General features: G+C 73.4%; 18 protein-coding genes and 2 pseudogenes. 13 read left to right on the forward strand and 7 right to left on the reverse strand.

The window, feature by feature from the left end:
* Positions 1–141 precede the first annotated feature (141 nt).
* The 5 genes from modA to ACI2LW_RS03700 all read left to right on the forward strand — a co-directional run bounded on the left by modA (position 142) and on the right by ACI2LW_RS03700 (position 5,699).
* A complete protein-coding gene (gene modA / locus ACI2LW_RS03680; RefSeq protein ID WP_404729435.1) occupies positions 142–951 on the forward strand; it encodes a molybdate ABC transporter substrate-binding protein in 810 nt (269 codons plus the stop codon).
* Between the two features lie 152 nt (positions 952–1,103).
* Positions 1,104–1,898: a molybdate ABC transporter permease subunit gene (modB, locus tag ACI2LW_RS03685; RefSeq protein ID WP_404729436.1), complete on the forward strand. Its 795-nt coding sequence runs from the start codon at positions 1,104–1,106 to the stop codon at positions 1,896–1,898.
* On the forward strand, positions 1,895–3,001 hold the full coding sequence (locus tag ACI2LW_RS03690) for an ABC transporter ATP-binding protein (protein WP_404729437.1): 1,107 nt from the start codon (positions 1,895–1,897) through the stop codon (positions 2,999–3,001). The genes modB and ACI2LW_RS03690 overlap by 4 nt, the downstream gene beginning before the upstream one ends.
* Before the next feature lie 147 nt (positions 3,002–3,148).
* The gene (locus ACI2LW_RS03695; protein ID WP_404729438.1) at positions 3,149–3,502 is read left to right on the forward strand and encodes a hypothetical protein; all 354 of its coding nucleotides are present in this window, start codon (positions 3,149–3,151) and stop codon (positions 3,500–3,502) included.
* 385 nt (positions 3,503–3,887) lie between these two features.
* Positions 3,888–5,699, forward strand: coding sequence for a phosphatidylglycerol lysyltransferase domain-containing protein (locus tag ACI2LW_RS03700; RefSeq protein ID WP_404729439.1), 1,812 nt, complete (start codon positions 3,888–3,890; stop codon positions 5,697–5,699).
* Positions 5,700–5,762: 63 nt separating this feature from the next.
* Here the strand turns inward: ACI2LW_RS03700 and ACI2LW_RS03705 are convergent, their stop codons facing one another.
* The 4 genes and pseudogenes from ACI2LW_RS03705 to ACI2LW_RS03720 form a co-directional block, all read right to left on the reverse strand.
* Positions 5,763–7,385 (reverse strand): ATP-binding protein, encoded by a 1,623-nt coding sequence (locus tag ACI2LW_RS03705; RefSeq protein WP_404729440.1) that lies wholly within the window; start codon positions 7,383–7,385, stop codon positions 5,763–5,765.
* The gene (locus tag ACI2LW_RS03710; RefSeq protein WP_404729441.1) at positions 7,386–8,165 is read right to left on the reverse strand and encodes a response regulator transcription factor; all 780 of its coding nucleotides are present in this window, start codon (positions 8,163–8,165) and stop codon (positions 7,386–7,388) included.
* Positions 8,166–8,691: 526 nt separating this feature from the next.
* Positions 8,692–9,249 (reverse strand): annotated as a pseudogene (locus ACI2LW_RS03715) (CE1759 family FMN reductase); the annotation flags it as partial.
* Positions 9,246–10,415 (reverse strand): LLM class flavin-dependent oxidoreductase, encoded by a 1,170-nt coding sequence (locus ACI2LW_RS03720; RefSeq protein ID WP_404729442.1) that lies wholly within the window; start codon positions 10,413–10,415, stop codon positions 9,246–9,248. The pseudogene ACI2LW_RS03715 and the gene ACI2LW_RS03720, both read right to left, overlap by 4 nt.
* Positions 10,416–10,620: 205 nt before the next feature.
* Between ACI2LW_RS03720 and ACI2LW_RS03725 the strand changes: the two genes are divergently transcribed.
* From ACI2LW_RS03725 to ACI2LW_RS03735, 3 genes and pseudogenes are all read left to right on the forward strand, one after another.
* Positions 10,621–10,959 (forward strand): YnfA family protein, encoded by a 339-nt coding sequence (locus tag ACI2LW_RS03725; RefSeq protein ID WP_404729443.1) that lies wholly within the window; start codon positions 10,621–10,623, stop codon positions 10,957–10,959.
* Positions 10,960–11,065: 106 nt separating this feature from the next.
* A pseudogene (locus ACI2LW_RS03730) lies at positions 11,066–11,842 on the forward strand (SDR family NAD(P)-dependent oxidoreductase).
* Positions 11,842–12,042, forward strand: coding sequence for a hypothetical protein (locus ACI2LW_RS03735; RefSeq protein ID WP_404729444.1), 201 nt, complete (start codon positions 11,842–11,844; stop codon positions 12,040–12,042). The pseudogene ACI2LW_RS03730 and the gene ACI2LW_RS03735 overlap by 1 nt, the downstream one beginning before the upstream one ends.
* A 15-nt stretch (positions 12,043–12,057) precedes the next feature.
* Here ACI2LW_RS03735 and ACI2LW_RS03740 read toward each other — a convergent pair whose 3' ends face one another.
* Entirely contained in the window at positions 12,058–13,251 is a 1,194-nt protein-coding gene (locus ACI2LW_RS03740) for an RtcB family protein (protein ID WP_404729445.1), read from the reverse strand.
* 183 nt (positions 13,252–13,434) lie between these two features.
* On the opposite strand from ACI2LW_RS03740, the gene ACI2LW_RS03745 reads away from it, so the two are divergent.
* The 3 genes from ACI2LW_RS03745 to ACI2LW_RS03755 all read left to right on the forward strand — a co-directional run bounded on the left by ACI2LW_RS03745 (position 13,435) and on the right by ACI2LW_RS03755 (position 16,793).
* Entirely contained in the window at positions 13,435–14,289 is an 855-nt protein-coding gene (locus ACI2LW_RS03745; protein WP_404729446.1) for a DUF3558 domain-containing protein, read from the forward strand.
* Positions 14,290–14,407: 118 nt separating this feature from the next.
* Positions 14,408–15,322 (forward strand): DUF3558 family protein, encoded by a 915-nt coding sequence (locus ACI2LW_RS03750; RefSeq protein ID WP_404729447.1) that lies wholly within the window; start codon positions 14,408–14,410, stop codon positions 15,320–15,322.
* A gap of 148 nt (positions 15,323–15,470) precedes the next feature.
* Positions 15,471–16,793, forward strand: a complete 1,323-nt coding sequence (locus ACI2LW_RS03755) for a DUF2637 domain-containing protein (RefSeq protein WP_404729527.1) — start codon at positions 15,471–15,473, stop codon at positions 16,791–16,793.
* 192 nt (positions 16,794–16,985) lie between these two features.
* Here ACI2LW_RS03755 and lysS read toward each other — a convergent pair whose 3' ends face one another.
* Positions 16,986–18,725: a lysine--tRNA ligase gene (lysS, locus tag ACI2LW_RS03760; RefSeq protein WP_404729528.1), complete on the reverse strand. Its 1,740-nt coding sequence runs from the start codon at positions 18,723–18,725 to the stop codon at positions 16,986–16,988.
* Positions 18,726–18,943: 218 nt separating this feature from the next.
* Between lysS and argS the strand changes: the two genes are divergently transcribed.
* Together argS and ACI2LW_RS03770 are read left to right on the forward strand one after the other, a co-directional pair.
* Positions 18,944–20,707 (forward strand): arginine--tRNA ligase, encoded by a 1,764-nt coding sequence (gene argS / locus ACI2LW_RS03765; protein ID WP_404729448.1) that lies wholly within the window; start codon positions 18,944–18,946, stop codon positions 20,705–20,707.
* Positions 20,708–21,079: 372 nt separating this feature from the next.
* Positions 21,080–21,469, forward strand: coding sequence for a hypothetical protein (locus ACI2LW_RS03770; RefSeq protein ID WP_404729449.1), 390 nt, complete (start codon positions 21,080–21,082; stop codon positions 21,467–21,469).
* Here the strand turns inward: ACI2LW_RS03770 and hemB are convergent.
* Positions 21,433–22,425 carry a porphobilinogen synthase gene (hemB, locus tag ACI2LW_RS03775; RefSeq protein WP_404729450.1) on the reverse strand — a complete coding sequence of 331 codons (993 nt, stop codon included), beginning with the start codon at positions 22,423–22,425 and terminating at the stop codon, positions 21,433–21,435. The two genes, ACI2LW_RS03770 and hemB, sit on opposite strands and share 37 nt — an antisense overlap.
* Positions 22,426–22,438: the final 13 nt, after the last annotated feature.

Consider the following 22,438-nt stretch of genomic DNA (forward strand, 5'->3'; position numbering starts at 1 on the left):
CCTATGCGATGCGGTTGGGGAGCTACGGCCAGCATCTGCGGCAGTATGATCGGCTCATCGCCCATCGGCCGACGCGTTCGGCGACGCGTTCGGCGACGCATCGTGAGAGGTCCGTCCAGGACCAGAGGGAGTGGCTCCGTGATGACCCGTTCCGCGCGCGCGACCCGCCGGGCGCTCCGGGCGGCCGGTGTGGGCGCCGCCGCCCTGCTGGCCCTGAGCGCGTGCTCCGCCTCCGGCTCGTCGGACTCCCCGGCCCACGCCGCCCCGGGGAAGCCGTCCGGTGAGGTGACGGTCTTCGCCGCCGCCTCGCTGAAGGAGAGCTTCACGACGCTGGGCAGGAAGTTCGAGGAGCGGTATCCGGGCACCAAGGTCACCTTCAGCTTCGGCGGCAGCGACAGCCTCGCCGCGGGCATCACCGGCGGCGCCCCCGCGGATGTGTTCGCCGCCGCCAGCCCGAAGACAATGAAGATCGTCACGGACCGCGGCAACGCGGCCGGAGCCCCCGCCACCTTCGTGCGCAACCGGCTGGAGATCGCCACCCTGCCGGGCAACCCGGACAAGGTCGCCTCGCTGAAGGACCTGACCAGGTCCGGGCTGAAGGTCGTCCTGTGCGACAGCACCGTGCCGTGCGGAGCCGCCGCGCAGAAGGCCCTGGACGCCGCCCACGTCGAGGTCACCCCGGTCTCCTACGAGCAGGACGTGAAGTCCGCCCTGAACAAAGTGGTGCTCAAGGAGGCCGACGCCTCGGTGGTCTACCGGACCGATGTGAAGGCGGCGGGTGGCAAGGTGGAGGGCGTGGAGTTCCCCCAGTCCGCCGAAGCCGTCAACGACTACCCGATCGCCCTGCTCAAGAACGCGAGGAACGCTGAGACCGCCAAGGCGTTCATCGCGCTCGTGCGGTCGGCCGAGGGCCGCGAGGTCCTGACCGGGGCCGGGTTCCTCCAGCCGTGACCCCTCCCGACGGCACCGGCGGCGCTCCGGCCGGACGGCCCCCGGCCGGCCGGAGCGCGAGCGGTCGCGGCCTGGGACGAGTCGGCAAGGGCGTGTGCCGCCCGGGCGGAGCCGGCACGCGTGGGCGCGGGTCGGGCGAAGTCGGCAAGGGAGTGCGCCGGCGCGTCCGCGGGGGCGCCCCCCTCCCCCTTCTCCTGCCCGCCCTGATCGGTGTTGCCTTCCTGGCCGTCCCCCTCGTCGCCCTGCTGGTCAGGGCGCCCTGGCGGAGCATGCCCGAGCTGCTGACCAGCACCGAGGTGTGGCAGGCGCTCCAGCTGTCCCTGATCTGCGCGACGGCGGCGACCGCGGTGAGCCTGGTGATCGGCGTCCCGCTGGCCTGGCTGCTCGCGCGGGTCGAGTTCCCGGGGCGCGGGCTGGTGCGGGCCCTGGTGACGCTGCCGCTCGTGCTGCCCCCGGTGGTGGGCGGTGTGGCCCTGCTGATGGCGCTCGGCCGCAACGGCGTCGTGGGGCGGTGGCTGGACGCCTGGTTCGGGATCACGCTGCCGTTCACCACGGCCGGGGTGGTGGTCGCGGAGGCGTTCGTGGCGATGCCGTTCCTGGTCATCAGCGTGGAGGGCACGCTGCGCGCCGCCGACCCCCGCTACGAGGAGGCCGCCACCACGCTCGGCGCCTCCCGCTTCACCGCGTTCCGCCGGGTCACCCTGCCTCTGGTCGCGCCCGGCATCGCGGCCGGCGCGGTGCTGGCCTGGGCCCGCGCGCTCGGCGAGTTCGGGGCGACGATCACCTTCGCGGGCAACTTCCCGGGCCGTACCCAGACCATGCCGCTCGCCGTGTACCTGGCCCTGCAGAACGACCCGGAGGCGGCGATCGCGCTCAGTCTGGTCCTGCTCGCCGTGTCGGTCGCGGTGCTGGCCGGGCTGCGGGACCGCTGGACGGCCGTCTCATGACCGGCGCCGGGACCGCCCCGCCGTTCCCCGCCGGCCCGCACCCCGCCGGCCCGGGCCCGGCCGGCGAGGGGCTCGACGCCCGGCTGGTGGTCGAGCGCGGCGCCTTCCGCCTCGACGTCGCGCTGACCGCCGCGCCCGGTGACGTGGTCGCGCTCCTCGGCCCGAACGGCGCCGGCAAGACGACCGCCCTGCGCGCGCTGGCCGGTCTGCTCCCGCTCACCGACGGCCACTTCCGCCTCGACGGCAGGGATCTGGACCGTACGCCGCCGGAGTCGCGCCCGGTGGGCGTCGTCTTCCAGGACTATCTGCTCTTCCCCCATCTGACCGCCCTGGACAACGTGGCGTTCGGGCCGCGCTGCCGGGGGGTGCCCAAGGCACGGGCCCGCGCCGAGGCCGCCGCCTGGCTGGACCGCATGGGCCTGGCCGACTTCACGTCCGCCAGGCCGCGGCACCTGTCCGGCGGCCAGGCCCAGCGCGTCGCCCTCGCCCGCGCCCTGGCCACCCGCCCCCGGCTGCTGCTCCTCGACGAGCCGCTCGCCGCCCTCGACGCCCGTACCCGCCTGGAGGTCCGCGCCCGGCTGCGCCACCACCTGGCCGACTTCGAGGCGGTCGCCGTGCTGGTCACGCACGACCCGCTGGACGCCATGGTCCTGGCCGACCACCTCGTGGTCGTGGAGGACGGGCACGTGGTGCAGAGGGGCACCCCCGCGGACATCGCCCGCCACCCGCGCACCGACTACATCGCCCACCTGGTGGGGCTCAACCTGTACCGGGGGGAGGCCGACGGACACACCGTCCACGTCGACGGCGGGGCGCCGATCACCACGACGGAGGACCTCACCGGCCCGGTCTTCGTCGCCTTCCCGCCCGGCGCGGTGACCCTGCACCGGGACCGGCCCACCGGCTCCAGCGCCCGCAACGTGTGGCGCTGCGAGGTGGCCGGACTGGAGACCCACGGCGACCAGATCCGCGCCGACCTCACCGGCGACCTCCCCCTGGCCGCCGACCTGACCACGATCGCCGCCGCCGAACTGGACCTCCACCCCGGCGCCGCGGTCTGGGCCACCGTCAAGGCGACCCAGACCCACGCGTATCCCGCCTGAGAACCGGAGCGGAAGCCGCCCGTCCGCGGGGCCCGGCGCCCCAAACCGCTCGTGCGCTCGGGCGGTGACGTGCGGCGGTTCCCGGCGTCGGGACAGTCCTACGTACTGTAGGGTCTCGGTCGCCATTCAGCCGTCGACGGGGGTCCCATGCAGGAAGCGCGTTGTCCGGGGCCCGCCGGGGTGCCCGGTGAGGAGGCCGAGGCGGGCGGGCTCGGGGTGAGTGTCGTGGTGCTCGTGGTGAGCCTCACGATCGCCGCCGTGGGCGTGTACGAGCTGTGCGGCTTCGGGCTGCACAGCCTCGACCGGCGGCCGCATCTGTTCAGCGACGGCTTCGCCACGGCGGGCGTGATCGTCGCCACCGTCGCGGCCGGCGCCGCGGCGGGCAACCTCGGCTGGCTGCTCACGGCGTCCCGCAGACGGGCGGCCGCCCGGACCGGCACCCGGGGCGGCGCCCGGGGCGAGGGGGACGCCACGCCGGCGGCCCCGGCCGGCTCCGAGTAGACGGAGATGCAGACGCAGACGTAGACGTCCGGTCCGGGGATCCACGGCTGTCCACGGCTGTCCACGGCTGTCCACGGCTGTCCACGGCTGTCCACGGCGGCTCTTACCTTTTCCATGTATTTCCCGGCCGGGCGCCCCACCCGGCTCCGTTACCCTGCGGAACCCTGTGGACCGCAGGGTCGGCGACGAGGAGGTGGCCGGACGCGCGTCCGGCTGCCCGCCCACGACGCCCGCCCCGGTCCCCGCCGGGGCGACGGCGGGGCGACGGCGGACGGCGCGCGGCGGCCGGGTCACCGGCGGCCACCCCCTCACCCGCCCCCGTGTCCCCCGCTCCCGCCCGTCCCCCGCCGGTTCCGCCGGCCCGCTCCGAGGTGACCTGTCACCCATGCCCGCACCCCAGCCCGCACCCGTCACGGCGCGGCGCGCTCCCCGCCCGTCGCCGTTCCCCCCGCCCGGTCCCCGGCTCCGGGCCCGGGCCGCCGGCGCCACCGTCCTGTACCTGCGACTGCTGGCGGTGCTCAACATCGCCGCGGTGCTCTCCCTGCCGTTCCGCGAGGAGGTGCACGAGCACAACGCCGGCCAGTTCTTCACGCCGTACCTGGCCACCGCCGGTCTGGTCTCGGCGGCGCTCGCTCTGTTCCTCGCCGTGGTGATGCGGCGCCGCAAACGGGCCGCCTGGCTGTTCAACCTGCTCCTGGCCGGACCGCTGTTCGCGCTGTACGTGCTGGCGCTGACCCAGGACCGGTTCCGCGACCACCCGTTCAACTGGGCCTCCACCGCGCTCACCGGGCTGTTCGTGGCCGCGCTGCTGATCGGGCGGCGCGAGTTCGCCGCGATCGGCGACCGGTCCAACCCCCGGCTGGCCCTGGCCGTGGGCGCCGTCGGGATCGCCGTCAGCGCGGGCCTCGGCACCTGGCTGGTGGACGCCACCAACAAGGCACCCGGCGGGGCGGCGCTCACCGACAAGGTCGTCTACGTGCTGCTGCGCGGCGTCAGCGTCGGCCCGCTCGCCGACCGGGTGCCCGCCGTGCACGCCCCGCGCTGGGTGGACATCGTCATCAACGTCCTGACGGCGGCGACCTTCCTCCTCGTCCTGTACGCCTGCTTCCGCTCGCCCCGCGGCCGCGCCCTGCTCGGCGAGGAGGACGAACGGCGCCTGCGGGACCTGCTGGACCGGCACGGCGAACGGGACTCCCTCGGCTACTTCGCGCTGCGCCGCGACAAGGCCGCGATCTTCTCCCCCACCGGCAAGGCCGCCGTCGCCTACCGCGTGGTCGGCGGAGTCAGCCTCGCCTCCGGCGACCCCATCGGCGACCCCGAGGCCTGGCCCGGCGCCATCGACGCCTGGCTCGCCGAGGCCCGCCGGCACGCCTGGACGCCCGCCGTCATGGGCGCGAGCGAGGAGGCCGGCACGGTCTACGCCCGGCACGGCCTGGACGCCCTCGAACTCGGCGACGAGGCGATCGTCGAGGTCTGCGACTTCAGCCTCGAGGGGCGTGCCATGCGGGTCGTGCGGCAGGCCCACAACCGGGTCCGCCGGGCCGGCTACACCGTGTGCGTGCGCCGCCACGAGGACATCCCCGACGAGGAGATGGCGCTGCTCGTCGAGCGCGCCGACCACTGGCGCGACGGCGCCACCGAGCGCGGCTTCTCCATGGCGCTGGGCCGGCTCGGGGACCCGGCCGACGGCCGCTGCGTGATGCTGGAGTGCCGGGACGCCGAGGGGCGGCCGCGGGCGCTGCTCAGCTTCGTGCCGTGGGGCGCGCGGGGGCTGTCGCTGGACCTGATGCGCCGGGACCGCGACTGCGAGAACGGCCTGATGGAGTTCATGGTGGTCGAACTCCTGCTGCGCGCCGAGGAGATCGGCGTACGGCGGGTGTCGCTGAACTTCGCCATGTTCCGCTCGGTCTTCGAACGCGGGTCCCGGCTCGGCGCCGGCCCGGTGCTGCGGCTGTGGCGCTCGGTGCTGACCTTCTTCTCCCGCTGGTGGCAGATCGAGTCCCTCTACCGCGCCAACGCCAAGTACCGGCCCGTCTGGGAGCCCCGGTTCCTGCTGTTCGCCAAGAGCGGTGACATCCCCCGCATCGGCATCGCCAGCGCCCGCGCCGAGGGCTTCCTCACCCCGCCCGCGCTGCCGTCCCTCACTCGCCGCAGGCGGCCCCAGCCGGCCGACGGCAGGGCCGGATCGTCCCGCTGACGGGCCTGAGCGCCCTGAGCGCCCTGAGCGCCCTGAGCGCCACGAGCGCCACGAGCGCCACGGTCACCCGGATTCCCCGGCCGTGCCCACGCCTTCCGGACTGCCGCGGTCGTCGGGGCGGCTACGGTCCTCCGGGCGCCCGCGGTCCTCGACGCGCCCGCGGTCCTCGACGCGCCTGCGGTCCTCGGACCGGGTCCGGTCCTCGGCACGGGTACGTCCCTCGTGGTGGCCGCGGCCCGCGTGGTGGCCCCGGTCGCCGTCACGGTGGTGCTGCGCGCCGACCGTGAAGCCGATCACCGATCCGCCGCCCTCACGGCGGAAGGCGAACGGAGCGCCACCGTGGCCCAGGGCGACCTCGCGCACGATGGACAGGCCGAGGCCCGAGCCGGGCAGGGAGCGCGCGTCGGGGGCGCGGTAGAAGCGGTCGAAGATGCGGGTCAGGTCCTCCGCGGCCATGCCCGGCCCCCGGTCGAGGACCTCGACGCGGACCGTGCCGGGCCGGGCGGGCCCGGTCACCGCGATCTCGATGGGCTGCGTGCCGTCGCGGTCGAACTTGGCGGCGTTCTCCACCAGGTTGGACACCGCCCGCTGGAGGCGTCCCGGACGCCCGTCGGCCGTCGTGTCGCCGCTCGCGCGGACCACGATGTCGCGTCCGGTGCGGCGGCGCGCGTGGCCGGCGACGTCCTCGGCGATCTCGGCCAGGTCGACCCGCTGCGGCGGCTCGCTGTCGGACTGCCCGGCCGCCAGGTCGACCAGCTCGTTGACCAGGTCGGTCAGCTCCCGGGCCTCCTGGGCGAGGTCGGCCACCAGCTCCTCGCGGGAGGCGGGCGGCAGCTCGTCGATACGGCGCAGCAGGGAGATGTTGGTGCGCAGGGAGGTCAGCGGGGTGCGCAGTTCGTGACCCGCGTCCTGGACCAGGCGCCGCTGGTCCTCCTCGGACTGGGCGAGCCGGCCCAGCATGCGGTCGAAGGCGCGGCCGAGCCGGCCCACCTCGTCGTAGCCGGTGACGGGCACCTGGATGCCCAGCCGGCGGGTGCGGGCCACGTCCTCGGCGGCGGAGGTGAGGATCACCAGCCGGCGGGTGATGCGCCGGGCCAGCCACCAGCCGCACAGGCCGGCCGCGACCACCACGGCGCCCATCAGGATCAGGGTCCGTTGCTGCAGGGCGCGCAGCAGGTCCTCGGTGTCGCTGAACTCCTGCGCGACCTGCACGGCGCCGCGCCCGTCGCCGAGCGCGACCGTCGCGATCCGGTACACGTCGTCGGCGACGACCACGTCCTGGTACTCGACCGTGCGGCCGGCCCGGGAGGCCGCCGCCATGGCCCGGTCCCGGGCGGTGACCGGCAGCTGGGGGCTGCCGTGGTCGACGATCTGGCCGCGCTCGCCGAGCACCTGCACATCGGTGCGGCTGGGCCGGACCACCTCGTGCCCGGGACGGGAGGAGGAGAAGTCGGCGGGCGTACGGTCGTAGCGCCGCACCTCGTCCTGCACGTCCTGCACGACCTGGGTGAACACCGACTGCTGGTCCACCCGCACCAGCCGGGCGGCGGAGTTGTACGACAGGATGCCGACGAGGATCGTGACGGCGGCGGTCACCACGGCGAACGTCACCGCGAACGTGGTCCGCAGCGACGACAGCCGGGGCCGGGGCAGCGTCCGGCCCGGCCGCCGGGGGAAACGGCCCACTCAGTCCTCCCGCAGCACGTACCCCACGCCGCGCACGGTGTGGATCAGCTGCGGCGCGTCCGGCTCGTCCAGCTTGCGGCGCAGATAGCCGACGTAGACGGCGAGGTTCTTGGAGCCGGGGCCGAAGTCGTAGCCCCAGATGCGGTCGTAGATCGTGGAGTGGTCCAGGACGATGCCGGCGTTGCGGACCAGCAGTTCCAGCAGCTCGAACTCGGTGCGGGTCAGCTCCAGCTCGCGGGTGCCCCGCCAGGCGCGGCGGGCCTGGAGGTCCATGCGGATGTCGGCGGCCTCGACCTGCCGGTCGGGCACCAGCACCTCCCTGGCCTGCGCGTCCGCGGAACCGGGACGCGAGCCGGGGCCGGCGCCGGTGCCGTTGCCGGAGCCGTCGCCGTGGGCGGCGCCCGCGCCGACCGGGCTGGTGCGGCGCAGCAGCGCGCGCAGCCGGGCGAAGACCTCCTCCACGTCGAACGGCTTGACGACGTAGTCGTCGGCGCCGGCGTCCAGGCCGGCGATCCGGTCGGCGGTCTCCACGAGCGCGGTGAGCATGAGGATGGGGGTGCGGTCGCCCTCGGCGCGCAGCACCCGGCAGACCTGGAGGCCGTCGATGCCGGGCATCATCACATCCAGGACCAGGACGTCCGGCGGGGTGCGGTGCGCCTGCGCGAGCGCCTCGACGCCGTCGGCGACCGCCGTGACCGCGTAGCCCTCCAGGGTCAGGGCCCGCTCCAGGGCGTGGCGGATGGCGCGGTCGTCTTCGGCGAGCAGCACAGTCTGAGGCACGCCTCCAGTCTGCCAAGGCCGGCGCACCGGCGACCGGGGCGGGCGGGCCCGCGATCACGCTTTTACCCGGCTCTCACCGGGTCCGGCGGGCGTGCGTCAGGGGCGGGCGCGCCTTCCCTCACGCACGCCGGGGCTCACCCCGGGCGTCCGTGCCGGGCCCGGCTCCCGGCCGGCCGGGGTCAGGCCCGCAGGCCGGGCCCGCAGGTCAGGTCAGGACCGCAGGTCAAGACCGCAGCGCCGCAAGCTGCTCCTCGAACGGCACGACCTCGAAGCCGCCGACCCGCACACCACCGGCCGCGAGCCCGTCGCCCGCCGCACCACCGGCCGCGGCGGCATCGGTCCGCGAGCCGTCGGTGCGCGAGCCGTCGGCCGACGAGCCACCGGTCTCCTCCCCCGCGGCCGCCGCGACCCGAGGCGGCGCCACGACCCGAGGCGGCGCCCCCGCCCCTGCCGCCTCCGCCACCGTCACCTCGGCGGCCGCCGCCACGCTCCCGGACCCGGCCCCGCCCGGCTCCGTCGCGGCCGCCGCCCCTCGCGGTGCCGGTGCCGACAGCACCGCCATCAGCCCGGCCAGCTCCCCGGCCGCCCGCTCGATCCGCTCCGGCAGCCCCTCCGCGCCCCAGTCCTCGGAGGCGGCGTAGACGCCGGTCGGGACGACCACGGCCCGCAGGTAGGCGAACAGGGGCCGCAGCGCGTGGTCCAGGACCAGCGAGTGCCGCGCGCTGCCGCCGGTCGCCGCGATCAGCACCGGCTTGCCGGCCAGCGCGTCGCCGTCCTGGGCCCCGAGCACGTCGAAGAAGGACTTGAACAGTCCGCTGTACGACGCGGAGAACACCGGCGTGACGACGACCAGCCCGTCCGCGCCCGTGACCGCGTCCAGCGCGTCCCCGAGGGCCGGTCCCGGAAAGCCGCTGGTGAGGTTGTGCGCGATGTCCACCGCGAGGTCGCGCAGCTCGATCACCCGGACGTCGGTGGCACCGCCCCGGACGGCGGTGTGCCTCCCGGCCGCCGCCGCGAGCCGGTCGGCCAGCAGCCGCGTGGAGGACGGGACGCTCAGCCCCGCCGAGACGACGACGAGCCTCATACGGTGCTCACCTCTTCCGCGTCCTGGCCGTCCTGACCGTCCTGGCCGTCCTGGCCGTCCTGGCCACGGTCGCGGTCGCGGTCGCGGTCGCGGGAGTCCTGCTCCGCGAGCAGCGAGGCGTGGGTCGGCGCGTCCGGCACGTTCGCCGGGCGGCCCTTGGCGAACTCCTCGCGCAGCACCGGCACGACCTCCTCGCCGAGGAGGTCGAGCTGCTCCAGCACGGTCTTCAGCGGCAGACCGGCGTGGTCCATCAGGAACAGCTGGCGCTGGTAGTCGCCCGCGTACTCCCGGAAGGACAGGGTCCGCTCGATCACCTGCTGCGGGGAGCCCACGGTCAGCGGGGTCTGGGCGGTGAACTCCTCCAGGGAGGGCCCGTGGCCGTAGACGGGGGCGTTGTCGAAGTAGGGGCGGAACTCGCGCACCGCGTCCTGGGAGTTCCGCCGCATGAACACCTGGCCGCCGAGGCCGACGATCGCCTGCTCGGGCGTGCCGTGCCCGTAGTGGGCGTAGCGGGTCCGGTACAGCTCGACCATCCGCTTGGTGTGGTCGGCCGGCCAGAAGATGTTGTTGTGGAAGAAGCCGTCGCCGTAGTACGCCGCCTGCTCGGCGATCTGGGGCGAGCGGATGGAGCCGTGCCAGACGAACGGCGGGACGCCGTCCAGCGGGCGCGGGGTGGAGGTGAAGCCCTGCAGCGGGGTGCGGAACCTGCCCTCCCAGTCCACCACGTCCTCGCGCCACAGCCGGTGCAGCAGGGCGTAGTTCTCCACGGCGAGGTTGATGCCCTGCCGGATGTCCTGGCCGAACCAGGGGTAGACCGGCCCGGTGTTGCCGCGGCCCGTCATCAGGTCGACCCGGCCGTCCGCGAGGTGCTGGAGCATCGCGAAGTCCTCGGCGATCTTCACCGGGTCGTTGGTGGTGATGAGGGTGGTGGAGGTGGACAGGACCAGCCGCTCGGTGCGCGCCGCTATGTAGCCGAGCATGGTGGTCGGGGACGACGGCACGAACGGCGGGTTGTGGTGCTCGCCGGTCGCGAAGACGTCCAGGCCGACCTCCTCGGCCTTGAGCGCGATGGCGACCATGGCCTTGATGCGCTCGCGCTCGGTCGGCGTCCGGCCGGTGGTCGGGTCCGGCGTGACGTCGCCGACGCTGAAGATCCCGAACTGCATGGTCGCTTCCTCACGTTGTTGACGATTCAACTACACCCGCCAACGGGCCACGACCCCCGGGTATTCCATTCACCCCGCACCGACCCGCGAAGCCGCCCCACCCCGAAGCCGCCCCCGAGCCCGGCCCTCCCCACGAGCCGCCCCCGAACCCGGCGCGCACCGAGCCGCCCCACGCGGGCCGCACCTCCCGTGCGACGCTGCCCGCATGCCGATCCTGCGTTCCGCCGCCCTGTTCGTCCTCGCCGCGCTGTTCGAGATCGGCGGCGCCTGGCTGGTCTGGCAGGGGGTGCGCGAGCACCGCGGCTGGCTGTGGGCCACGGGCGGCGTCCTCGCCCTGGGCGCCTACGGCTTCGTCGCCACTTTCCAGCCCGACGCCCACTTCGGCCGCGTGCTCGCCGCGTACGGCGGGGTCTTCGTCGCCGGCTCGCTGCTGTGGGGCGTGGTCGCCGACGGCTACCGGCCCGACCGCTGGGACGTGGCCGGCGCGCTGGTCTGTCTGGCGGGGATGGCCCTGATCATGTGGGCGCCGCGGGGCGGCGGCTGAGCGTCACGGGCCGGACGGCCCCCTCCGCGGAACGGCGGGGTCACTTACCCTTGCCCCAGACCGATCGCCGTACGCCCGATCGCACCGAGCGTCCCAGGAGCAGCCCATGGCCACCGCAGCACCGTCCGCCGCGTCCCGCATCGCCGTCGTCACGGGTGCGAGCAGCGGCATCGGCGCCGCCACGGCCCGGCAGCTCGCCGCCGCCGGCTACCGGGTCGTGCTGACCGCCCGCCGCAAGGACCGCATCGAGGCGCTCGCCGAGGAGATCGGCGCCGCCGGCCACGCGGCGACGGCGTACCAGCTGGACGTCACCGACCGGGCGGCCGTGGACGAGTTCGCGACGGCCTTCAGGACCGTCGGCGTGCTGGTCAACAACGCGGGCGGCGCGCTGGGCGCGGACCCGGTCGCCACCGGCGACCCGGCCCACTGGCGCACGATGTACGAGACGAACGTCCTCGGCACCCTCAACCTCACCCAGGCGCTGCTGCCCAAGCTGGAGGCGAGCGGCGACGGCACGGTCGTGGTCGTCTCCTCGACGGCCGGCCACGGCACGTACGAGGGCGGCGCCGGGTATGTCGCCGCCAAGCACGGCGCCCACGTCCTCGCCGAGACCCTGCGCCTGGAGATCGTCGGCAGGCCGGTGCGCGTCATCGAGATCGCGCCCGGCATGGTCAGGACGGACGAGTTCGCCCTCACCCGCTTCGGCGGCGACCGGGAGAAGGCCGCCAAGGTCTACGAGGGTGTCGCCGAGCCCCTGACGGCCGACGACGTCGCCGACACCATCACCTAGGCGGTGACCCGCCCCAGCCATGTCAACATCGACCTGCTGGTCGTGCGTCCACGCGCCCAGGCGTCGAACACCAAGGTGCACCGGGAGCTGTGATGACGCAGGACACCGAGGGCGCCGCACCCGAGGGCGCCGCGCCGGAGCCCGCCGCGGACGCGGCCCGCCGGGCGGAGCGCGAGGCCCTGGCCCTGGAGAAGAAGCGCGAGCGCTATGTGTGGTGGTACCTCGGCTACTTCCTCTTCGGCATCCACATCATCGCCTTCGTGATGATCTACGCGGTCCACCACGCGAAGTAGCCCCGGCACCGGGCGTCAGCCCTTCACACAGACCACCTGCCGCAGCTTGGCCACGACCTCCACCAGGTCGCGCTGCTGGTCGATGACCTGGTCGATCGACTTGTAGGCCCCCGGGATCTCGTCGACCACGCCGGAGTCCTTGCGGCACTCCACGCCCCGCGTCTGCTCCTCCAGGTCCTTGGTGGAGAAGCGGCGCTTGGCGGCGTTGCGGCTCATCCGGCGGCCGGCGCCGTGCGAGGCGGAGTTGAAGGACGCCTCGTTGCCCAGACCGCGCACGATGTACGAGCCGGTGCCCATCGAGCCCGGGATGATCCCGTACTCGCCGGAGCCCGCGCGGATCGCGCCCTTGCGGGTGACCAGCAGGTCCATGCCCTCGTACCGCTCCTCCGCCACGTAGTTGTGGTGGCAGGAGATCTCCTGCTCGAAGGCCGGCCGCGCCTTCTTGAACTCCTTGCGGACCACGTCCTTCAGGAGCGCCATCATGATCGTGCGGTTGTACTTCGCGTACTCCTGCGCCCAGAACAGGTCGTTGCGGTAGGCCGCCATCTGCGGGGTGTCCGCGACGAACACCGCGAGGTCGCGGTCGACCAGGCCCTGGTTGTGCGGGAGGCCCTGGGCCACGCCGATGTGGTGCTCGGCGAGTTCCTTGCCGATGTTGCGGGAGCCGGAGTGGAGCATCAGCCAGACGGAACCGCTCTCGTCCGTGCAGACCTCGACGAAGTGGTTGCCGGACCCCAGGGTCCCCATCTGCTTGGCGGCCCGCTCCTGGCGGAACCTCACCGCCTCCGCCACCCCGTCGAACCGCCCCCAGAACCCGTCCCACCCGCTCGTCGCGAGCCCGTGGAACCGCCCCGGGTGCACCGGGTCCTCGTGCATCCCCCGGCCCACCGGGATCGCCTGCTCGATCCTCGAGCGCAGCCGGGACAGGTCGCCCGGCAGGTCATTGGCGGTCAGGGAGGTCCGCACCGCCGACATCCCGCAGCCGATGTCCACGCCCACCGCGGCCGGGCACACCGCGCCCCGCATCGCGATGACCGAGCCGACCGTCGCGCCCTTGCCGTAGTGCACGTCCGGCATCACGGCCAGGCCCTCGATCCAGGGCAGCGTCGCGACGTTCTGCAGCTGCCGCATCGCCACGTCCTCGACCGTCGCGGGGTCGGCCCACATCCGGATCGGCACCTTCGCGCCCGGCATCTCCACATACGACATGTCGTCCTCATTCCCCCGAAAAAGTACAGAAGTAGGAAATCGCAATACCGGCGCCAAGGTCGACGAAAGGGGACAACGGACCGGCGTCCACGGCAGTGCGTGCGATACACATTGTCTCCAGCGGCCGCCCCCGCGCGGCAAGCGATTAACCTGCGGGGCCATCGAAGCGAGAGGAGCCTGACCGTGCTGCGGAGGGCGTACGTATCCGGGCCGGCCGCGCTCCTCGCGGCGCTGCTGCTGGCCGGCTGCACCGGCGGCTCGCCGCAGGACAGCGGGACGGACGACACCAACCCCGACGGCTCGGGCACGGCGACGGCGGCGGCCCAGCCGGGCAAGTACCGCACGCTGCCGCAGGCCTGCACGGTGGTCGGTCACAGCACCCTGGACTCGCTGCTGCCGGGCATCAAGCAGATCACCGACGTGGACCAGCGCGGCAAGGCCTACGACGGCCAGGCCACGCTGACGTACGACACCGACCGCAAGGTGGGCTGCCGCTGGAAGGTGGACTCCGCGCAGGCCACCGACCACCTCTCCGTCGACTTCGAGCGCGTCGTCTCCTACGACAACGCCGTCAGCGACGACAGCCAGGCGGAGGCGGTGTTCGCCGCCAAGCAGACCGCCGCCGACCTGCCCGAACCCGCCGCCGGCACCCCCTCCGCGGCGTCGAGCCCGTCCGCGCCGCCGAGCCCGTCCGCCTCCTCCCCGTCGGCCGCCCCGGACGCCGCGTCCGCCTCCTCCTCTTCCTCTTCCTCCCCCGCCTCCGGCGGGACCGCCTCCCCCGGCGCCGACCCCACCGACCTCCAGCCCCGTACGCTCGACGACCTCGGCGACGAGGCCTTCCTCGACGACACCCTCAGCCCCTCCGGCGCGACGGCCAAGCAGCGGACCGTGACTGTGGCGTTCCGCACGTCGAACGTGATCGTGACCATCGAGTACGCGGAGCAGCCGGCCACCCTCGGCGTGGTGCCGGACAGCAAGGAAATGCAGGACAGGGCCCGGGAACTGGCCTCGCGGCTGGCGGATTCACTGGGCGGCTGACCTTCCCCGCCGGGCATTTGACGCCCGGACGCGAAGCGCGGGAAGCGAAAACACACGGCTGTCGTACCGCGTACCGTGGCCCCTCGGACCCGATCCGACCGCAGGAACCACGAGCGTCATGAGTGAAGGAACCATGCAGCGAGCAGCCCAGCGAGAAGAGCGTGCCCAGCGTGACCGGCGTGGCCCGGGGGCCAGGCGTCCGAACCGCTTCCTGGTCGGTGCGGTGGCCGTCCCCGTGATGTTCCTGGCGGCGGCCTGCTCGTCGGACTCCGGCTCGGACGAGGGCGCGAAGAGCTCCCCGTCGGGCGGCGCCGGGGCCTCCGCGAGCGCGAGCGCCTCGCCGACCGTGCAGGCCGCGGCCTACGGCAAGCTGCCGGAGGCGTGCAAGGCGCTGTCCGCCAGGACGCTGGGCGACCTGGTGCCCAAGGGCGTGAAGTCGGCCAAGGAGGGCACGTCCAGCGATGTCTCCTCGCGCGCCAGCTGCTCCTGGAACAGCCTGGACAACAACGGTGTGAAGGGCTCCCAGTTCCGCTGGCTCAACGTCTCGCTGCTGCGCTTCGCGTCGGACGCCTCGCGCGGCTCGGGCGAGGAGCAGGCGCGGGAGTACTACCAGAAGCAGGTGCGGGACGCGAAGTCCGTGGCCGGCGCGAAGAACACCAAGGCCGAGCCGGTGTCCGGGACCGGCGACGAGGCGACGGCGGTGCGCTACGACCTGAAGAAGAAGGAAGGCTCCTTCAAGCAGCAGACGGTCGTCGCCCGGGTGGAGAACGTCGTCGTCACCCTCGACTACAACGGCGCCGGTCTGGCCGGCGACAAGACCCCGGACGCGGACGCGCTGGCCAAGGCGGCCCGGAAGGCCGCCAAGGAGGCCGTGGCCGCGGTGGCGGCGGCCAACGGGGACGGCGGCGGTGCCGGCTCCTCGTCCTCCGCCCCGGGCTCCACGGCGCCGTCGAAGTCGCCCTCGGCGTCCAAGTCGTCCGCCCCGTCGAAGCCGGCGTCCGCCTCGCCGTCGAAGTCGGCCGCGAAGAGCTGAGCAGCGCCGACCGGCCCGCCGGGCCGGTGAGGGAACCGGGCAATCGGATCCGGCCACCCGTTCCCCGCACGGATGTGCCACCCTGTTGCGCGCAACAACACGCAATGGGAGGGGAGTACGGGTGGCCGCGCCACTGCAGCTGACTCGGATGCACCGCGTTCTCATCGGCGTGGTCGTGACGGGCGCCGTGATCATCGCCAGTATCGGCTTCGCGGGTTCGTACGCGGCCGTCCGTGAGCTGGCCCTCAAGAAGGGCTTCGGGAACTTCAGTTATGTGTTCCCGATCGGCATCGACGCGGGCATCTGTGTGCTGCTCGCACTCGACCTGCTGCTGACCTGGATCCGCATCCCGTTCCCGCTGCTGCGCCAGACGGCGTGGCTGCTGACCGCGGCGACGATCGCGTTCAACGGCGCCGCCGCCTGGCCGGACCCGCTGGGCGTCGGCATGCACGCGGTCATCCCGGTGCTGTTCGTGGTCGCGGTGGAGGCCGCCCGGCACGCGATCGGCCGGATCGCGGACATCACCGCCGACAAGCACATGGAGGGCGTCCGCCTCACCCGCTGGCTGCTCTCCCCGGTGCCCACCTTCCTGCTGTGGCGCCGGATGAAGCTGTGGGAGCTGCGCTCCTACGACCAGGTCATCAAGCTGGAGCAGGAGCGCCTGGTCTACCAGGCCAGGCTCCGCTCCCGCTTCGGGCGGGCCTGGCGGCGCAAGGCCCCGGTGGAGTCGCTGATGCCGCTGCGGCTGGCGCGCTACGGCGTGCCGCTGGCGGAGACGGCCCCGGCGGGCCTGGCGGCGGCGGGCATCGAGCCGGCGCTCATACCCGCGGCGGCGCAGCAGGCGGCCGGCGCGGCCGCGGTCGCCCGGCAGGCGGGGCCCGCGGGGCAGCTCACGCAGTTCGCCGGCCAGGCCCCGCAGGAGCCGCCGCCGTACGACGAGCAGTTCCCGCCGGACGACCAGAGCCCCTGGTTCCAGGCGCCGCGCCAGGTCGACTACCACGGCGGCTACGACCCGACGTACGACCCGGAGCCGCCGTACGAGGAGTGGTACGAGGAGCAGCAGCCGCAGCGGCTGGACCAGGCGCAGCGGTTCGAGCAGGCCCAGCGGTTCCAGCAGGCGCGGCGGGACGCCGAGTTCGAGGAGTTCGAGCAGGCGGCCGCCGGTCCCGGGGCGGTGCGGGAGCCCTCCCCGGAGGACACCGGCAGCTTCCCCATCCCGGTCGGCCCGAACCGCACCCGCGAGCTCGGCGAGGGCGGCGGCACGCCTCAGGCCGAGCCCGACGAGGAGCAGTACTACCAGCTGTTCAAGCAGTCGATCAGCGGGGGCAGCGGTGTGCCCACGCCCCGCGAGTACGGCGACAACATCCAGGCCGCCTTCTCCCGCACCCTCCCGGACCAGGAGGTCAAGCGCATGGTGAACCGCTTCACCAACCGGCTGAACGCGGAGCTGGAGGAGGACCACATCGCCTAGCCGGCGGTGCGGCGCGGGAGACGCGCGCCGCGACCGCGCAGGCGCGGGCGAGGCGCAGGACAGGCGCGGGAAGCGGGCGTACGCACCACGCAGGCGCACGAAAGGGGGCACCCGGTGATCGCACCGGGCGCCCCCTTTCGTGCGCGTACGGCCCGAGCGGGCCCGCCCGGGCCCGTGCAGGCCCGCCCCGCCCTACGCGCCGAGCAGCCTGCGCACCCGGTCCTGTCCGACCGCCAGCAGCAGCGTGGGAAGCCGCGGACCGGTGTCGCGTCCCACCAGCAGGTGGTACAGCAGCGCGAAGAACGACCGCTGGGCGGTCTTGATCTCCGGCGGCAGCTCCTTGGGCGTGGCGTCGGCCGGGAAGCCCGCCTGCACCTTGGGCACGCCGTAGACGAGGTGGGTGAGACCGTCCAGGGACCAGTGGTCCGCCAGCCCGTCGAGCAGCAGCCGGACCGACTCCTGGGAGCGCTCGTCGAGCGACTTCAGCAGGTCGGTGTCGGGCTCGTCGCGGACGATGGTGCGCTGGTCGGCGGGGACGTGGGTGTTGATCCACGCCTCCGCCTTGTCGTACCGCGGGCGGACCTCGTCCAGCGAGCCCAGCGGGTTGGCCGGGTCCAGCTCCGACAGGATGCGCAGGGCCTGGTCCTGGTGGCCGGCGGTGATGTCGGCGACCGAGGCGAGCGTGCGGTAGGGCAGCGGGCGCGGGGTCCGCGGCAGCTCGCCCGCGGCGGTGCCGACGGCGCGGGTGTACGCGGCGACGTCACCGGGCAGCGCCGAACCGTCGGCCACCTTCGCCGCCAGCTTGTCCCACTCGTCGTAGAGCCGCTGGATCTCCTGATCGAAGGCGATCTTGAACGACTGGTTGGGCCGGCGGCGGGCGTACAGCCAGCGCAGCAGCTGCGGCTCCATGATCTTCAGCGCGTCGGCGGGGGTGGGCACCCCGCCCCGGGACGAGGACATCTTCGCCATGCCGGAGATGCCGACGAAGGCGTACATCGGGCCGATCGGCTGCTTGCCGCCGAAGATGCCGACGATCTGGCCGCCGACCTGGAAGCTGGAGCCCGGCGAGGAGTGGTCCACGCCGGACGGCTCGAAGACGACGCCCTCGTACGCCCAGCGCATCGGCCAGTCGACCTTCCAGACCAGCTTGCCGCGGTTGAACTCGCTGAGCCGGACCGTCTCCGAGAAGCCGCACGCGGTGCACGCGTAGGTCAGCTCGGTGGAGTCGTCGTCGTAGGCGGTGACGGTGGTGAGGTCCTTCTCGCAGTTGCCGCAGTACGGCTTGTACGGGAAGTAGCCGGCCGAACCGGAGCTGCCGTCGTCCTCGGACGCCGCGCCCGAGCCCTCCTCGGCCTCCAGCTCGGCCTCGTCGACGGGCTTCTGCTGCTTCTTGGCGGGGGCCTTCTTCGTCCGGTACTGGTCGAGGATGGCGTCGATCTCGCCGCGGTGGCGCATCGCGTGCAGGATCTGGTCGCGGTACGCGCCGGAGGTGTACTGCTCCGTCTGGCTGATGCCGTCGAACTCCACGCCCAGCTCGGCCAGCGAGGCGATCATCGCGGCCTTGAAGTGCTCGGCCCAGTTCGGGTGCTCGGAGCCCTTCGGCGCCGGGACGGAGGTCAGCGGCTTGCCGATGTGCTCGGCCCAGGACTCGTCGATCCCGCTGACGCCGGCCGGGACCTTGCGGTACCGGTCGTAGTCGTCCCAGGAGATCAGGTGGCGCACCTGGCGGCCCCGGCGGCGGATCTCGTCGGCGACGAGGTGCGGGGTCATGACCTCGCGCAGGTTCCCCAGGTGGATGGGGCCGGAAGGGGAGAGTCCGGACGCGACGACGACCGGTTTGCCCGGGGCCCGACGCTCCGACTCCTCGATGACCTCATCCGCGAAACGGGAGACCCAGTCGGTGGTCTCGGTGCTCTGAGCCACGATCGGCACGTCCTCTTTCTGGAAGTTCTCCATGAACAGCCGGTACGGTCGCACGGCTGACCGCTCCATTGTCCCAGGCGGCGCGGTATCCACGAAAACGCCTTTTCAACGCTTGGGACGTGCGCACGCCGCCCGGGGTTGGGCCGTCGGCCGGAAAACTCGCTTTACCCCGCATGGGATACTGGGCGTGACTGTCCATCCCCACGAGGAGAACGGCACCCATTCCTATGGCCTCGGTCACGTCCCTCACGTCCGCCGTCCACCAGCGCCTCGCGAACGCCCTTTCGGCCGCCCTGCCGGAGGCCGCCGACGCGGACCCGCTGCTGCGACGCAGCGACCGGGCGGACTACCAGGCCAACGGCATCCTGGCGCTGGCGAAGAAGGCCAAGGCCAACCCGCGGGAACTGGCCGCGCAGGTGGTCGAGCGGGTGACCAGGGGCGACGTGATCGAGGGCATCGAGGTCTCGGGCCCCGGCTTCCTCAACATCACGGTCTCCGACCGGGCGATCACCGGGAACCTGGCCGCGCGGGCCGCCGACCCCGAGGGCCGGCTGGGCGTGCCCCGCGCGGAGCACCCGGGCACCACGGTGATCGACTACGCCCAGCCGAACGTGGCCAAGGAGATGCACGTCGGCCATCTGCGGTCCGCGGTGATCGGCGACTCGGTGGCGCAGCTGCTCGAGTTCACCGGCGAGAACGTCGTCCGGCGGCACCACATCGGCGACTGGGGCACCCAGTTCGGCATGCTCATCCAGTACCTCGACGAGCACCCGCACGAGCTGGACCACAAGGCCGGCGAGGTGAGCGGCGAGGAGGCGATGTCGAACCTCGACCGCCTCTACAAGGCCGCGCGCAAGCTGTTCGACTCCGACGAGGAGTTCAAGACGCGGGCGCGGCGCCGGGTGGTGGACCTCCAGGCGGGCGACCCGCACACCCTGGCCATGTGGCAGAAGTTCGTGGACGAGTCGAAGATCTACTTCTTCTCCGTCTTCGAGAAGCTGGACATGGAGATCCGGGACGCGGACATCGTCGGCGAGTCCGGGTACAACGACATGCTGGCCGAGACCTGCCGCATGCTGGAGGAGTCCGGCGTGGCGGTCCGCTCCGAGGGCGCCCTGTGCGTCTTCTTCGACGACATCAAGGGCCCGGACGGCAACCCGGTCCCGCTGATCGTCCAGAAGTCCGACGGCGGCTACGGCTACGCGGCCACCGACCTGTCGGCCATCCGCGACCGCGTGTTCAACCTCAAGGCGGACACGCTGCTGTACGTGGTGGACGCCCGCCAGTCCCTGCACTTCAAGATGGTCTTCGAGACCGCGCGGCGGGCCGGCTGGCTGAACGACGACGTGACGGCGTACCAGCTCGCCTTCGGCACGGTGCTGGGCAAGGACGGCAAGCCCTTCAAGACGCGTGAGGGCGAGACGGTCCGGCTGGTCGACCTGCTCGACGAGGCGATCGAGCGCGCCTCGGCCGTGGTCCGGGAGAAGGCCCAGGACCTGTCGGAGGAGGAGATCGCCGAGCGGGGCGCCCAGGTGGGCATCGGCGCGGTGAAGTACGCGGACCTGTCGACGTCGGCGAACCGGGACTACAAGTTCGACCTGGACCAGATGGTCTCGCTCAACGGCGACACCTCCGTCTACCTCCAGTACGCCTACGCCCGTATCCGGTCGATCCTGCGCAAGGCCGGCGGGACCGCCCCGGCGGCCCACCCGGAGCTGGCGCTGACGGAGGCGGAGCGGGCCCTCGGCCTGCACGTCGACGCGTTCGCGGAGACGGTCCGCGAGGCCGCTGCCGAGTACGCCCCGCACAAGCTGGCCGCGTACCTCTACCAGCTGGCGTCGCTGTACACGTCCTTCTACGACAAGTGCCCCGTGCTGAAGGCGGAGACGCCGCAGCAGGTCGAGAACCGCCTCTTCCTGTGCGACATCACGGCCCGCACGCTCCACCAGGGCATGGCCCTGCTGGGCATCAGGACCCCCGAGCGCCTCTGACCTCACCCGTCCGCCCTCCCGGCCCCCACCGGCACCGTCCGGCCGGGCCGGGAGGGCGGACGCGTGCCGGCACCCTCCAGCAGTGGGCGCGACACCCTCCAGGCGTGGTCGAGCCGGACGCGGGGGACTCGCCGTCCCCTCCGCCGTCGGGGCCCTCCCCCTGCGCGGCACCCGGTGAGGACCCCGCGGCGCGTCCCGGACCGCGTCCCGCGTGACCCGCGTCGGCGCAGGTGGTACGCCGTCGGGCCGTCCGGACGTCCCATATTCGCGGCCGTCCGTGGCGCCGGGACGGCCGTGCGGCCAAGCTGGGCGCGACCAGACGCGTCCGCCACACCAGTCACAGCTGATGCCCGTTCCACAGGGGGATCGACCATGCCCGCACGCCCCATCCGTGCACGCACCCGCAACCGCAACCGCAACCGCAGCCGCAGCCGCAGCCGCAGCGGTACGCGTACCGGCTCCCGCACCCGTGGCGGCCCCCACGCCGCCGCGCCCGGCACCCGTACCCGGGACGGCTCCCGCACCCGTGACGGCCGGCGCCCCGCGCACGCCCCCCGCGCCCGTGTCCTCGCGGCGGCGGTGCTCGTGCTTCTCGCCGCCGCCGTGCTGGCCGGCTGCCGCGACGGTCAGGGCGTGCAGGACGAGGGACCGTCGTCGGTGTCCAGGTCGCTGGAGGGGCACCCGTGCGCGACCGCGCACCGGGCCCCGGTCTCCCAGCGCATCTCTCAGCGCAGCTTCTGCGCGACCTCGGTGGCCCAGTAGGTGAGGATGTTGCGCGCACCGGCCCGCTTGATGCCGGTGAGGGCCTCCAGGATGGCCCGGTCCCGGTCGATCCAGCCCTTCTCGGCGGCGGCCTCGATCATCGAGTACTCGCCGGAGATCTGGTAGGCGGCGACCGGTACGTCCACGGCGTCGGCGACCCGGGCGAGGACGTCGAGGTAGGGGCCGGCCGGCTTGACCATCACCATGTCGGCGCCCTCCTCGAGGTCGAGGGCCAGCTCGCGCAGGGACTCCCGCAGATTGGCGGGGTCCTGCTGGTAGGTCTTGCGGTCGCCCCGCAGCGAGGAGCCGACGGCCTCGCGGAAGGGCCCGTAGAAGGCGGAGGAGTACTTCGCGGTGTAGGCGAGGATCGCGACGTCCTCGCGGCCGATCCGGTCCAGCGCGTCGCGGATGACGCCGATCTGCCCGTCCATCATGCCGCTGGGCCCGACGACATGGGCGCCCGCGTCAGCCTGCACCTGCGCCATCTCGGCGTACCGCTCGAGCGTGGCGTCGTTGTCGACCCGGCCCTCGGCGTCGAGGACGCCGCAGTGCCCGTGGTCGGTGAACTCGTCCAGGCACAGGTCGGACATGACGAGCAGGTCGTCGCCCACCTCGGCGCGCACGTCGCGCAGCGCGACCTGGAGGATCCCGTCCGGATCGGTGCCGGTGGTGCCGGCGGCGTCCTTCTTGGACTCCTCCGGCACCCCGAAGAGCATGATCCCGGAGACCCCGGCCGCCACCGCCTCCGCGGCGGCCTTCTTCAGACTCTCCCGCGTGTGCTGCACCACGCCCGGCATGGCGGCGATCGGCACCGGCTCGCTCACGCCCTCCCGCACGAACGCGGGCAGGATGAAGTCGGCCGGGTGCAGCCGGGTCTCGGCGACCATGCGCCGCATCGCGGGAGTGGTCCGCAGCCGACGAGGACGCGCACCGGGGAAGGATCCGTACTTCGTCATGTCCTCTACGCTA

It is taken from the genome of Streptomyces sp. NPDC004065, from assembly GCF_044903565.1.
Classification (GTDB): domain Bacteria; phylum Actinomycetota; class Actinomycetes; order Streptomycetales; family Streptomycetaceae; genus Streptomyces.

What these genes read in the sequence shown, in the direction of transcription:
- modA (WP_404729435.1), top strand. Translation starts at nt 142, where the DNA reads ATGACCCGTTCCGCGCGCGCGACCCGCCGGGCGCTCCGGGCGGCCGGT.
- ACI2LW_RS03690 (WP_404729437.1), top strand. Translation starts at nt 1,895, where the DNA reads ATGACCGGCGCCGGGACCGCCCCGCCGTTCCCCGCCGGCCCGCACCCC.
- ACI2LW_RS03695 (WP_404729438.1), top strand. Translation starts at nt 3,149, where the DNA reads ATGCAGGAAGCGCGTTGTCCGGGGCCCGCCGGGGTGCCCGGTGAGGAG.
- ACI2LW_RS03700 (WP_404729439.1), top strand. Translation starts at nt 3,888, where the DNA reads ATGCCCGCACCCCAGCCCGCACCCGTCACGGCGCGGCGCGCTCCCCGC.
- ACI2LW_RS03720 (WP_404729442.1), bottom strand. Translation starts at nt 10,415, where the DNA reads ATGCAGTTCGGGATCTTCAGCGTCGGCGACGTCACGCCGGACCCGACC.
- ACI2LW_RS03725 (WP_404729443.1), top strand. Translation starts at nt 10,621, where the DNA reads ATGCCGATCCTGCGTTCCGCCGCCCTGTTCGTCCTCGCCGCGCTGTTC.
- ACI2LW_RS03735 (WP_404729444.1), top strand. Translation starts at nt 11,842, where the DNA reads ATGACGCAGGACACCGAGGGCGCCGCACCCGAGGGCGCCGCGCCGGAG.
- ACI2LW_RS03740 (WP_404729445.1), bottom strand. Translation starts at nt 13,251, where the DNA reads ATGTCGTATGTGGAGATGCCGGGCGCGAAGGTGCCGATCCGGATGTGG.
- ACI2LW_RS03750 (WP_404729447.1), top strand. Translation starts at nt 14,408, where the DNA reads ATGAGTGAAGGAACCATGCAGCGAGCAGCCCAGCGAGAAGAGCGTGCC.
- ACI2LW_RS03755 (WP_404729527.1), top strand. Translation starts at nt 15,471, where the DNA reads ATGCACCGCGTTCTCATCGGCGTGGTCGTGACGGGCGCCGTGATCATC.
- argS (WP_404729448.1), top strand. Translation starts at nt 18,944, where the DNA reads ATGGCCTCGGTCACGTCCCTCACGTCCGCCGTCCACCAGCGCCTCGCG.
- ACI2LW_RS03770 (WP_404729449.1), top strand. Translation starts at nt 21,080, where the DNA reads ATGCCCGCACGCCCCATCCGTGCACGCACCCGCAACCGCAACCGCAAC.
- hemB (WP_404729450.1), bottom strand. Translation starts at nt 22,425, where the DNA reads ATGACGAAGTACGGATCCTTCCCCGGTGCGCGTCCTCGTCGGCTGCGG.